Origin of the sequence: Bradyrhizobium sp. WYCCWR 12699 (genome assembly GCF_032144035.1) — a bacterium.
Taxonomy (GTDB): domain Bacteria; phylum Pseudomonadota; class Alphaproteobacteria; order Rhizobiales; family Xanthobacteraceae; genus Bradyrhizobium.
The window spans coordinates 336335-349327 of record NZ_JAVTJN010000030.1; the positions used below are offsets into that span (position 1 = coordinate 336335).

The 12993-nt window shown below is 65.6% G+C and carries 11 protein-coding genes; 1 reads left to right on the plus strand and 10 read right to left on the minus strand.

What is annotated here, in order from left to right; translation table 11 throughout:
- Positions 1–38 precede the first annotated feature (38 nt).
- On the plus strand, positions 39–1859 hold the full coding sequence (gene atzF, locus RPS27_RS12450) for an allophanate hydrolase (protein WP_212065045.1): 1821 nt from the start codon (positions 39–41) through the stop codon (positions 1857–1859).
- 57 nt (positions 1860–1916) lie between these two features.
- Here atzF and RPS27_RS12455 read toward each other — a convergent pair whose 3' ends face one another.
- From RPS27_RS12455 to ugpB, 10 genes are all read right to left on the minus strand, one after another.
- Positions 1917–2639 (minus strand): GntR family transcriptional regulator, encoded by a 723-nt coding sequence (locus RPS27_RS12455; protein WP_313754054.1) that lies wholly within the window; start codon positions 2637–2639, stop codon positions 1917–1919.
- A 4-nt stretch (positions 2640–2643) separates the two neighbouring features.
- On the minus strand, positions 2644–3036 hold the full coding sequence (gene hpxZ, locus RPS27_RS12460; protein WP_211415508.1) for an oxalurate catabolism protein HpxZ: 393 nt from the start codon (positions 3034–3036) through the stop codon (positions 2644–2646).
- Positions 3037–3048: 12 nt separating this feature from the next.
- Entirely contained in the window at positions 3049–4443 is a 1395-nt protein-coding gene (locus RPS27_RS12465; protein WP_212065043.1) for an AtzE family amidohydrolase, read from the minus strand.
- A 7-nt stretch (positions 4444–4450) separates the two neighbouring features.
- Entirely contained in the window at positions 4451–4630 is a 180-nt protein-coding gene (locus RPS27_RS12470; protein WP_194404923.1) for a DUF4089 domain-containing protein, read from the minus strand.
- Positions 4631–4645: 15 nt separating this feature from the next.
- On the minus strand, positions 4646–6373 hold the full coding sequence (locus RPS27_RS12475) for an ABC transporter ATP-binding protein (RefSeq protein WP_313754055.1): 1728 nt from the start codon (positions 6371–6373) through the stop codon (positions 4646–4648).
- Between the two features lie 91 nt (positions 6374–6464).
- A complete protein-coding gene (locus RPS27_RS12480) occupies positions 6465–7364 on the minus strand; it encodes an ABC transporter permease (RefSeq protein WP_194404925.1) in 900 nt (299 codons plus the stop codon).
- A 9-nt stretch (positions 7365–7373) separates the two neighbouring features.
- Positions 7374–8387 carry an ABC transporter permease gene (locus RPS27_RS12485; protein ID WP_313754056.1) on the minus strand — a complete coding sequence of 338 codons (1014 nt, stop codon included), beginning with the start codon at positions 8385–8387 and terminating at the stop codon, positions 7374–7376.
- Between the two features lie 221 nt (positions 8388–8608).
- The gene (locus RPS27_RS12490) at positions 8609–10243 is read right to left on the minus strand and encodes an ABC transporter substrate-binding protein (protein ID WP_212065041.1); all 1635 of its coding nucleotides are present in this window, start codon (positions 10241–10243) and stop codon (positions 8609–8611) included.
- A 233-nt stretch (positions 10244–10476) separates the two neighbouring features.
- Positions 10477–11436 (minus strand): phosphotransferase, encoded by a 960-nt coding sequence (locus RPS27_RS12495; protein WP_212065040.1) that lies wholly within the window; start codon positions 11434–11436, stop codon positions 10477–10479.
- A gap of 222 nt (positions 11437–11658) precedes the next feature.
- A complete protein-coding gene (gene ugpB, locus RPS27_RS12500; RefSeq protein WP_212065039.1) occupies positions 11659–12993 on the minus strand; it encodes a sn-glycerol-3-phosphate ABC transporter substrate-binding protein UgpB in 1335 nt (444 codons plus the stop codon).

The window sequence follows — 12993 nt, forward strand, 5'->3', positions numbered from 1 at the left end:
CGCTCCGAGCGAGGACAGATTGCCGGAGTTTTATCGCCATGAGGGCTGAGGTGGGGGCTGAGCAGCCTGAAACGATCGCCGCGATTGTGGCCGCGCATCGCGCGGGCACAATGACGCCGGCACAGACCATCGCGCGGACCTATCAGCGCATCCGTGACCGCAACGATCCAGCCATCTTCATCAGCCTGCGCGACGAGGCGGATGCGGTCGCGGAGGCCGAGCAGCTTGCCGCGCGCGCGGATGCCGCTGGCCTGCCGCTCTACGGCGTGCCGGTCGCGGTGAAGGACAATATCGACGCGCTCGGCTTTCCGACCACCGCGGCCTGCCCGGCCTTCTCCACCACGCCGACGCACGACTCGACCGCGGTGGCGCGGCTGCGTGCCGCCGGGGCCATCATCATCGGCAAGACCAATCTCGACCAGTTCGCGACCGGCCTCGTCGGCGTGCGCTCGCCCTACGGCATCCCCAAAAATTCGGTCCGTGAGGATCTCGTGCCCGGCGGATCGAGCTCGGGCTCCGCGGTCGCCGTCGGCGCCGGTCTCGTGCCGCTGTCGCTCGGCACCGATACCGCAGGCAGCGGACGGGTGCCGGCAATGCTCAACAACATCGTCGGGCTGAAACCGAGCCTCGGCATGATCTCGAACGCCGGTCTCGTGCCGGCCTGCCGAACGCTCGACTGCATCTCGGTCTTCGCTCTGACGGTGGATGATGCTGCGCTCGCCTTGTCGGTGATGGCGGGACCGGACCCGGCCGATCCGTTCTCGCGCGACCGGCCGCTTCAGCCGATCACGCCGTTTCCCGCAAACCTGCGCCTTGGGGTGCCGCGCAACGGGCAGCTGATCTTCTTCGGCGACAAGACATCGGAGGCCGCCTACGCCGATGCCCTGAAGCGCTGGACCGCGCTCGGCGCCACGCTGGTCGAGTTCGACCTCGAGCCGTTCTACGAGACGGCGCGGCTGCTCTATGAGGGCCCGTGGGTCGCCGAGCGCTATCTCGTGATCAAGGACCTGCTGGCGTCCGCGCCGGATGCGATCCATCCCGTGACGCGCGAGATCACCGCGGCCGGCGCACGGCTGACGGCGGCGGAGACATTTTCGGCGCTGTATCGCCTGCAAGGCCTGCGCAAGATCGCCGAGCGGACGTTTGCGAGCATCGACGCGCTGGTGCTGCCGACGGCGCCGACGGCCTACACGACCGCGCAGGTGCTCGCCAACCCGATCGAGCTCAACAGCCGGCTCGGCACCTACACCAATTTCGTCAACCTGCTCGACCTCTGCGGCCTGGCGTTGCCGGCATCGATGCGCGCCGATGGCATTCCGTTCGGCATCACGCTGCTGGCGCCGGCGGGACATGACGCGCTGCTCGCGAGCATCGGGCGTATGTTCCATGCGGATACGAAGCTGAGCCTCGGCGCCGGGGGCGTGGCGCAGGCACCGCTCGCGCCTCTGCCGGCAAGTAGCGGCGACGAGATCCCGATCGCGGTCGTCGGTGCACATCTGTCCGGCATGGCTCTCAACGGTGAACTGACGGCGCTGAATGCCACGCTGATCGAGGCGACCAAAACCGCACCCGACTACAAGCTCTTCGCGCTTCAGACCACGCCGCCGAAGCCGGGCATGCTGCGGGTTGCAGCCGGTAACGGCGCGGCGATCGAGCTGGAGATCTGGTCGCTGTCGTCGTCGGCGTTCGGCAAGTTCGTCAACGCCATTCCCGCGCCGATGGCGATCGGCACGGTGCGGCTTGCCGATGGTCGCAGCGTGAAGGGGTTTCTCGTCGAGCCGGAGGTGCTGGGCGATGCGCGCGATATCACGACGTATGGGGGATGGCGCGCGTATATGAAGGAAGCAGCCAAGGCGTAGGTCTCGTAGGGTGGGCACGCTTCGCTTTGCCAACTCTACGGCACCGATCGTGCGGCGCTACACCGACACCGCGTAGTTCTCATACTCCCCGCGCACCAGCTCGATATGCGCGCGCATCGCGGCGGCGGCGCCCTGCTTGTCGCCGCGCATGATGGCGACGACGACGCGGTCGTGCTCGGCTTGCGATTTGGCGAGACGTCCGAGATTGCGGAACTGGGCGCGGCGGAACGGCTGCACGCGGACGCGGGTGGCGAGCGTGATCTCGGCGATGTAGCCGTTCTGCGATCCCGCATAGATCGCGTTGTGGAAGCGCTCGTTGACCTCGTGAAAGCGATCGGGATTACCGGTGTAGCTGAGCACGCGCAGCTCTTCGTGGATCGCCTCGAGGCCATGTCGCTCGCTCGCTGCCATGCGCTCAGCGGCGAGGCCGGCGCACAGCGCTTCCAGCTCCGCCATCGCCTCGAACATGCTTTTCAGCCGCTCGATCGACGGCTGCGCCACCACCGCGCCGCGATGGGCGCGCGCTTCGACGAGGCCGCTTGCCACGAGCTGACGCAGCGCCTCGCGCACCGGCGTCCGCGAGACGTTAAAGCGGCGCGCGATGTCGGTCTCGTCCAGCGGCGCGCCGGGGGCGAGAGCGCCGCGCACGATCTCGTCCGCAAGCTGCAGGCGCAGCTCCTCGGCGCGCGTGATCTTGTGCACGCTGGGCTGCGCCCGGTCGACGCGCGGCACCACCGGCTCGGCCGGCACGGCGTCTGGCGGAAGATCGTCGAGCGTCATGCGGTCACGCCTCTTTCGGCTCGTCGATGATGCTGACATGGGCGGCGACGACGCGCCAGCCCTCGGGAAAACGAACCCAGGTCTGCATCTGCCGGCCGACCTTGCCGGGCGCCGTGTCGCGATAGAACAGAGTGGAGGCCACGGCGGTGTCGCGGCCATAGCTGGTGATGACCGTCCTGGCAGTGCGGCGATTGAGGCCGACGGGTGAGCGCGCGGCGCGGAAGCCCGAGATCGCCTCATAGCCGTAGAGGTTCTCGCCGATGCCATAGCGCAGCGTGCGGGGGTCGTTGCGGAACAGCTCGCCGAGCACGGCGACGTCATTGCTGACCAGGGCCTGCTCATAACGGTCGAACGCGGCTCTGACTTCCGCAATCACGTCGGGGAGATCGATCTCCATCTCAAATTCCTCTCAAAGTCCCCTTGGCGCGGGCGCGGCGGCGACGCCCATCTTTTCCAGCGCGTAGGCGACACGGAGTGCGATGTCCTCGCGCCAGGGCGCGGCGATGATCTGCACGCCGATCGGCAGCGGCTCGAGCGGCACCGGAACTGCCACCACCGGCAGGCCGATGAAGGAGATCGGCTGGGTGTGGACGCCGATATTGGCACGTACCGGCAGCTCGACGCCGTCGAGATTGAAGTTCACCTGGCCGAGCTTTGGCGCGGTGCAGGGCGTTGCCGGCGCCAGCAGCACATCGACCGATTTGAAGATCTCGGCGAGCTGCGCGCGGTACCAGCGGCGGAATTTCTGCGCGCGGTCGACCAGCGGCGACGGCACCATGGCGCCGGCGATCAGCCGGTCGCGCACCGCCGGATCGAAATCGTTCGGGCGCTGGCGCAAGCGGTCGAGATGCAGCGAGGCGCCTTCGGTGGTGGTGATGACATAGGCCGCGGCGCGAGCGCGCGCCGCCTCGGGCACGTCGACGACTCGCGTTGCGCCGAGCGCCTTGGCAACGCGGCTGACGGCTTCGACGGCTTCCGGGAACACGTTCTTCTGGAAATACCCGCCGGCGATCGCGATGCGCAAATCCGACACCGGATTGGCGATCAGCGGCAGCGTCGGCTCGAGCCCGCGCGTCGTGCAGGCGCTATCCTCCGTGTCCGGGCCCTGCATGACGTCATAGGCGAGCGCGAGATCGGCGGCGGAGCGTGCGAACGGACCGAGATGATCGAGGCTCGCGACGAAGGGGAACGAGCGCGCCCGCGACAGCCTTCCATAGGTCGGCTTCAGGCCGAAGATGCCGCAGAACGAGGACGGCACGCGGATCGAGCCATTGGTATCCGAGCCGAGGGCAATCGGCACCAGCGCGCCGCCGACGGCGCTGCCCGAGCCGCCGGAGGAGCCGCCGGTCATCCGCGTCGTATCATGCGGATTGCGCGAGGGACCGTCATGGACGTTCTCGCCGGTGAAGTCGTAGGCGTATTCGCCCATGTTGAGCGCGCCGACGAGCACGGCGCCGGCGGCTTCCATGCGCTCGATCAGCATCGCATCGCGCTTGGCGGGTGCGCGGTCGCGGTTGATCTTCGAGCCGGCGCGTGTCGGCAGGCCAGCAACATCGAACAGGTTCTTCACCGCGAAGGGCACGCCGGCGAGCGGGCCGACGTCCTTGCCGGCGGCGATGTCGGCATCGACCGCGCGTGCCTTCGTGCGGGCGCGATCGGCGGTGATATCGGTGAAGGAATTGAGGATGCCGTCATGCTGCTTGATGCGCGCGAGCGCGGCTTCCGTGGCATCGAGCGCGGACATTTTGCGGGTCGCAACCGCGCTGGCGATCTCGGCGGCCGTCATCTCTGGCTTGCTGGTCATGGCGGCATTAGGCCGTGAAGATCGGTGCCGGCTCGGTCTCGTCCGGCAGCGCGAATTCGTCGACCATGCGGCCAAGCCGCAGCGAGACTTCGAGATTGGCGCGCACCGCTGGCCGCCAGGCTTCCTCGACCGGCAGTGCCAGCGCTTTCGATAAGGCGTCGATATAATCGTCCAACGGTTCGGCCATCACGCGTCCCAGCAATCAATGTGTCGGCAACGGCGGATGCGGGATCGCCGTCAGCAGTTCCTTGGTATAGTCGTCTTGGGGATCGCCGAGCACCTGCTCGGAAGTGCCTTCCTCGACGATCCGTCCCGTCCGCATCACAATGACACGATCGCACAGCAAGCGCACCACATTCAAATCATGCGAGACGAACAGATAGCTCATACCTAGCCGCGCCTTGAGGTCCTGAAGCAGGTTCAGCACGACCGCCTGCACCGAAACGTCCAGCGCCGCCGTCGGCTCGTCCAGGATGACCAGCTTCGGGTGCAGCGCGATGGCGCGGGCGATGCCGACGCGGGCCTTCTGGCCGCCAGACAATTGGTGCGGGAAGCGGTCCAGAAGATTGTGCGGCAGGCCGACCATGGTCGCCAGTTCCTCACAGCGCGCGCGCAGCGCATCGCGTCCCCTGATGTCGCCAAGCTGCAGGATCGGGTCGGCGATGGCGCGGGCGGCGGTGAAGCGCGGGTTGAGGCTGTCGGTCGGATCCTGGAACACCATCTGGATGCGGCTGCGCTGCGGCATCCGGGCAAAAGCTGATGGCGCGATGCCGGAGATGTCCTCGCCGTCGAACTGAATCAGGCCGGAGGTCTGGTCCAAGAGGCGCATCACCATCATCGACGTCGTCGATTTGCCGCAGCCGGACTCGCCGACGAGGCCGACGCTCTCACCATGGCTGATCGAGAAGCTGATGCCGTCGACGGCGCGGAAGACGTCCGGCTCCACGGGCGGCTTGCGGCCGAACAGTTTGCCGAGCACGGCGGTAGCGCCCTGGCGGGGATATTCCTTGACGAGCTTGTCGACGAGGAGGAGGGGCTTCTGGCTCTCTGCACTCGCTGCGGCGGCCGGGGCCGACTCGGCGGGCACCGCGGGCGCGGCACCCTCTTCCTCCGGCAACAAATCCCGCAAGCTCACCCCGAGCCGCGGCGTCGCGCGCATCAGCTTTTTTGTGTAGGGATGCTGCGGATTGGCAAAGATGTCTGCGGCGTTGGCGGTCTCGACCACGCGGCCCTTCTCCATCACCACGACGCGGTCGCAATAGGCGGCGGCGAGGCCCAGATCGTGGGTGATCAGGATGGTCGACATCGCGCGGCGTTTCGTCAGCTCGACGATCAGATCCATCACCGCCTTCTGCGTGGTGACGTCGAGACCGGTCGTCGGCTCGTCCGCGATCAGCAGCTGCGGATTGCAGGCAAGCGCGAGCGCGATGACGACGCGCTGGCACATGCCGCCCGACAGCTCGAACGGATAGGCGTGGTAGCGCTCGCGCGGGCGGGCGATCTTGACCTGCTCCAGCGCCTCGATCGCCTTCTCGCCGCGGTCAGCGACCTGGGCCTGCTGCACATGGGTGCGCAACACGTCCTCGATCTGGTCGCCGACTTTGCGGATCGGGTTCAGCGCCGCACGCGGGTTCTGGAAGATCATCGAGACTTCGCGGCCGCGCAAATCGCGCATCTGGTCTTCGCTCGCGGCCTTGACGTTGATGCCGGAGAACATCACCGAGCCCTCGGCGATGCGGCCCGCACGGTCGAGGATGCGCATCACCGCATATGAGGTCACCGACTTGCCGGAGCCGGACTCGCCGACGATGGCCAGCGTCTCGCCCTTGGCGACGGAAATGTTGACGTGCTGCACGGCTTTGACGATGCCGCGGCGAGTGGTGAATTCGACCGTGAGGTCCTGGACGTCGAGCAGGGGCTGGGTGGTCATGCGGGCCTGCCGATCAAGAAACCCGAAAACAACCCCATGCACAGTAGAATGGCGTTGGAATCGTTACGGAATTTTGGACAGAAATTGTCCATCACGTCCTCCGCTGGGGATCGACGATGTCGCGCAGGCCGTCGCCGAGGAGGTTGAAGCAGAACACGGCGATCATCAGCGCGAGGCCGGGGAAGAGCGCGATCCACCATTCGCCTGACACCATGAAGCCCGCGCCTTCGGCGACCATGATGCCCCATTCCGCCGTCGGCGGGCGGACGCCGAGGCCGATGAAGGAGAGGCCGGCGGCGTTGAGGATGGCATAGCCCATGGTCAGCGACATCTGCACGATCATGATTGGCATGATGTTCGGCAGGATGTGCACCAGCAGGATGCGGAATTCGCCGTTGCCGGAGAGGCGCGCGGCCTGCACGAAGCCGGCATTGCGCCGGACATTGGCCTCGGCGCGCGCGACGCGGGCATAGAGCGGGAAGTTCACGATGGCGGTGGCGAGGATGATGTTCTGCACGGTATTGCCGAGCGCGGCGACGATGCCCATGGCGAGCACGAACAGCGGAAAGGCCATGATGGTGTCGGCGATGCGGCCGACGATGCGATCGGTCCAGCCGCCAAAGTAACCGGCCGCGATGCCGGCGAGGCCGCCCATCAAGAACACCAGCGCGACGGAGGCGATTGCGATGAACGTGTCGAGCCGCGTCGCCACGACGACGCGGCTGAAGATGTCGCGGCCGAGCTGATCGGTGCCGAACCAGTGCGCGGCGGAGGGCGGTTTTAGCGCGGCAGCGGTGTCCGACGCGAGTGGATCATAGGGCACCACATACGGGCCGAAGATCGCGGCCGCGAGGATCAGGATCAATAGCGCGAAGGCAAAGCCGGTGACCTTGTTCTCGCTGAGAACGTAGCGGGTCTGTTCGAGGATTGCGGTAAGCCCTGACGTGCGGGCGGGACCGACGGGTTCAACAGCAGGCGCAACGGAGCTCATGGAGTCCCCCTACCCTTCCAGCCGCACGCGCGGATCGATCACGCCGTAGAGGATGTCGATCACGAGATTGAGCAGCACGTACATCACCGCCATGGTGAGGACAAAACCCTGCACCGGCGCGAAGTCCGACGAGATCAGCGCTTCCACCGCATAGGAGCCAATGCCGGGCCAGGCGAACACTTTCTCGACCAGCACGTTGGCGCCCAGCAGGAACGAGAACACCATGCTGAGCGTGGTGATGACGGGCAGCATGGCGTTGCGGAAGGCGTAGGTCACGATGACGGTCGCCGGCGACAGGCCGCTGGCGCGCGCGGTGCGGACGAATTCGGATGCCAGCACCGCCAGCATCGAGGCGCGCGTCATGCGCGCGATTGGCGCCAGCGAGAAGATCGCAAGCGTCGTTGCCGGCAGGATGAGCTGGCTCAGCGCAGAACGAAACGCCTTGAGGTCGCGCGCGAGCAGGGTGTCGACCAGATAGAAGCCCGTCACCGTCGGCGGCGCGCTGTAAAACACGTCGAGGCGCCCGAGCGGCGCGGGAGACCAGCCGAGCCGGAAATAAAAGACGTAGACCAGCACGAGGCCGGTGAAGAACACCGGCAGCGAGACGCCCGCTGTCGTCGTGATGCGACAGAGATGATCGACCCACGATCCCGGCCGTGTTGCCGCGAGCACGCCGAGCGGGATGGCGATGACGATGGAGACGACGAGGCCGAGCAGTGTCAGCTCGGCCGAGGCCGGCAAGCGGTTGCGGATTTCGGCCGCGACCGGCTGGCCGGTCGTCAACGAGTTGCCGAAATCGCCATGGGCGAGATCGTTGGTGTAGCGGAAGAACTGCTCGATCAGTGGCTTGTCGAGACCGAGTTTCTTGCGGATCTGCTCGACGGCTTCCTTGGTTGCGGCGGGACCGGCGAAATAGGCCGCGGGATCGCCCGGCAGCGCGCGCGTCAGCAGGAAGGTGACGATGACCACGCCGATCAGCGAGGGGATCGCGAACATCAGGCGCTTGCCGATCATGGTCAGCATGGGATGCTCCTGATGAGAGGAGATGACGCAACAGGTCGAACTGCGCCCCCTCTCCCGCTTGCGGGGGAGGGTTGGGGTGGGGGTGCTTCAGCACAGGGATTCTTCGTGTGGAGAGAGCCCCCACCCGCCGCGCTCTCCGAGCACGTCGGCCTCCCCCGCAAGCGGGAGAGGCGAACGGAGCAAGCCGATAAGCTTCTGAACGCCATATGCGGTGCCTAGCTCTACTTGTTACTCACCCCCTTCACGAGCGCGCGATAGTCCAGCCTCCGGTGGAACCAGTATTGATAGCCGCTGATGTTCTTCTGCATCGCGACGTTGACGAAGGGCTGGTAGAGCGGGATGCGCGGGATGTCGGTGAAGGCGAGATCGACGAAGCCCTTCACGTCGGCATCGTAGGCTGCCTTGTCGCCGCTCGCGGCCGCGGTGCGCGCGCCGTCGATGAGCTTGTCCATCTCGGCCGACTTGTAGCTCATGGTGTTGAAGACGGAATTGTTGCCGTGATAGCACCAGTAGAAGAAGTATTCGGGGTAATCGAGCCAGCCCGAGAACACGTTGGTGAAGAGCGGCATCTCCTTCTTGTTGAGTTCGGTGCGCCAGTTGGCGCCGGGCACCTTGTTGATGGTGGTCTTGATGCCGATCTGCGCGAGAGATTCCTGCACCAGCACGCAGAGCGGCTCGTTGACGCCTGCGAAATTCAGGTCGAACGAGATCGTGGTCTCGAAGCCGTTGGCATAACCCGCCTCAGCCAGCAGCGCCTTCGCCTTGTCCACGTCGGTGTTGAACTTGTGCGGCTGCGGCCAGGCGACTTCGGTCGGTTTGTCCTTGGGCGCCCCGAACATCGGGTTGGCGAGGCCGAACATCACGGCGTCCATGATCTTCTGATAGGGCAGCGCGTAGGCGACGGCCTGACGCACCTTCGGATTGTCGAAGGGCGGCTTGGTGACGTTCATGCCGATATACTGGATGCCGTTGGAGAACGGCAGCGACACCACGTTGAGCTTGCCGTTCGCCTTCATCTCCTGGAAGTCCTTGTTGGGCAGCTCGTAGGAGATGTCGGCGTCGCCGCGCTCCAGCAGTGCGCGGCGGTTGCCGGCCTGCGGCACCATGCGCCAGATCACGCGCTTGATCTTCGGCAGCGGACCACACGCCCAATCGTCGTTGCGCTCCATGATGACTTCGGTGCCGGCGGTCCACTTCGTCACCTTGTAGGCGCCGGAGCCTGCGGTTTGCTGTTTTGTAAACTCGAGGCCCCAGGGATCCTTCTCGCTGGCATTCTTCTTCACCAGCTCCGAGTTGACGATGCAGGGCACGATCACGGCGAGATCGGGGATCGTGAGCCTGTCCTTCTTCAGGAAGTCGACGCGCACGGTATAATCGTCGATCACGACGAACTGCTCGGGCTTGGTCAGCGAACCCGCGCTCATCTGGAAGGTCGGGAAGCCGCCGACGCTGACGGCGCGGTCGAGCGACCATTTCACGTCCTTGGCGGTGACGGGCGTGCCGTCGTGGAATTTGGCGTTCTTACGCAGCTTGAAGGTGACCGACATGTCGTCGATCTTGAAGTCCTCGGCGAGCTCGCCCTTGAACTTGTCGCGGTCGTAATAGGGCACGCCGCCGGGGCCGACCTTCATCTCGTGGCTGATCAGGCGGTCGTAGCAATTCCACGACACCTCATAGCCGGGCACGTTGGTGCCGATGCCGTGAATGTCGAGATTGTTCGGTCCGCCCTCCGAGACGATCAGCAGCGTCTCCGAGCGCGCGTCGGCATAGGCGGTGGAGATCACGGACGGCATCGCCGGAAGCGCCGCTCCGGCGGCCAATCCGGACACGGACTTGAGGAAATCGCGGCGCTTCATGAAATGGCTCCAACGCAAAGGGTTTGGTTGGAACTGGATTCGCAAGGTTCGTGCCAAGGGTTAAGAAGCGCTTACGATCGATCTAAGTAACTAATTTTAAAACAATAATTTAGATTCTGACCTATGTGCGACCTTCGCCTCGGCTCTTCACATTGCATACAAAGATGCGGATTTGCTCATTTTATAGGCGATGACCAACAGTCGCCCGCCTTCTAATCAGAGCCGTGGCTCGATCAGGTGGCCCAGATCAGTTCCTGCAATTCGACCAAATCATCGGCCCTCTCCTGCCAGCCCTCGATGCAGATGTGGCTGTTGAGGTCGCTGGCGCGGTGCAGCAGCATCAGGGCCATCAGGCGGCGCTTGAGCGCGAAATCCGGCTTCGGATAGCCAAAGCCTTCGAGCAGGCTCTTCACCCTCCCCGGCCGGCCCGCCGCCATGAAGGCGCCGGGGCCGAGCAGGTCGTAGTCGCGCCATCCCGCCAGCACGTCGCCAAAGTCGAACAGGCCGGCGAGCGACCATTGGTCATCATCGCAGGCGAGCAGAAAATTCTCGGGAATGTATTCGCCGATCAGGATCACCGGCGGCGCGTCCATGGGGATCAGCTTTTCCGCATCGCGCAGGAGATCATCGAGGCCGGCGAGAAATTTTGGCGCGAGGCCGAGACGGGTATGACGCGCGCGGCAGCCCCGCATCTGTCCGCGCATGAAATCGTCCCAGCGCGGCTCGATCTGCGCGAGCGGGCCGAGCGGCGCGCGCTGCACGGCGGCGATGGTCTCGCCGATCTGGCGCAGCACACGCTCCTTCTGCGCTTCCGGCAATGAGGGCCAGACCTCCGAGCCGAGCGCGCCTGATAGCCGCGTGATGACGAGATAGGGCCAGCCGTCATGCTCACCTTCCGCGACGATCTCCGGGATCGGCAGATCGAGACGGCCTTTGAGCTGCGCAAGCGAGCCGCGCTCGGAGACGAACTGGGCGCGGAGCAGCGGCGGGAAGATCTTCAGGATCAGTTGTTCGCCAAGCCCGACCACGAGATTGGTGCCGGTTACAAACACATGCGGCGTGCTGGTATCGAGACCATGGCTGCGCGCGATGTCGAGCGCGATCGGCAGCCAATGTGAGGGAGCGGCGCGAAAGGCGCGGAAGCTTTCGGCGTCGAGGAGGTCTGGCAACCCCTGCAATGGAGCGGAGATCATTTGGGATAGCTCAACGATATGAGCTTCATTGATTCAGTGCGAACCGAGCAGGCGGTGCACCTCTCCCGCTTGCGGGGGAGGTCGGCGCGAAGCGCCGGGTGGGGGCTTTCTCCTCTAGGGGATTGTCCCATTGTGGAGAGAGCCCTCTCCCCAACCCTCCCCCGCAGGCGGGGGAGGGAGCGCACCGCCCGCGCGGCTGCAGCGGTGTTCAATCGCTCCACGCTACCGGTCCGGGCTGGCGCGCTCGAACTGGCGGAGCAGCTTGTTGCCGCGCTCGACGGCGGAATCGAGGGCTGATTGCGCGCTCTTGTGGCCGGCAAAGGCCTGCTCCAGCTCGTCCTCGATCGCGCCGCGGATCAGCACGAAGGAGCCGAGGCGGATGCCCTTCGAATTCTCCGTCGGCCGATGCAGCGTGATCTCCTCGAACGAGATCGCCGAGCCCGGATTGCGCTCGTAGAAGCCTTGCGCGCGCGTCAGCTCGGAGGCGGCGCGGGTGATCGGCAAATAGCCGGTGTTCTGGTGCCAGGCCGCCTGCACGCCGGGCTGCGACAGGTAGGCGAAGAACCGCGCCACGCCCTTGTACTCCTCGCGCGGCCGGTCGCGCAGCACCCACAGCGTGGCGCCGCCGATGATCGAGTTCTGCGGCGCGTCCTTCACGTCGGGCCAATACGGCATCATGCCGTAGCCGATCTCGAACTTCGAATTCGCCCTGATGTCGGCGCGCGTTGCCGAGGAACCGATGAAGATGCCGCATTCGCCGTTCTGGAAGCGCGGCTCGGCGGCCTGTCCGCGTCCGCCATAGTCGAACACCTTGGTCTTCTGCCATTCGGCAAGCTGGGCGACGTGGCGCACCAGGGTGGGATTGTTGATGGTCAATTCCGCATCCAGCCCGGCAAAGCCGTTCGCCCGGCTCGCCACCGGCAGATTGTGGAAGGCGGAAAAATTCTCGACATGGATCCATGAGGGCCAGGACGTGGTGAAGCCGCACGCAGCGCCGCGGTCGCGCAGGCGCTGTGCCGCGAGCCCCAGGGCCGGCCAGGTCTTCGGCGGCGCCTCCGGATCGAGGCCGGCGTCGCGGAACATGGTCTTGTTGTAGTAGAGGATCGGCGTCGAGGAATTGAACGGGAACGACAACAGATTGCCGGCCGCGTCGGTGTAATAACCGGAGACCGCCGGCAAATAGTCGGCGAGCGAGAACGGCTCGCCCTGGTCGCGCATCAAAGTGAACACCGGATAGATCGCGCCCTTGGCCGCGGTCATGGTGGCCGTGGCGACCTCGTTGACCTGGACGATGGCGGGCTGGCTGCGCGAACGGAACGCGAAGATCGCGGCGGTCACCGTCTCGGTGTAGTTGCCCTTGTAAGCGGGCACGATTCGGTAATCGGACTGCGAGGCGTTGAAATCGGAGGCGAGCTTTTCGAGCTGCCGGCCGAGCTCGCCGGACATCGCGTGCCACAGCGCGATGTCGGTGGCGGCGCCCGCAGGGACAGCCCATGAGAAAGCCGATGAGAAGGCCGCGAGGGCGGCGACGATTCGTAGAACGCGCAAGGCTGGCAT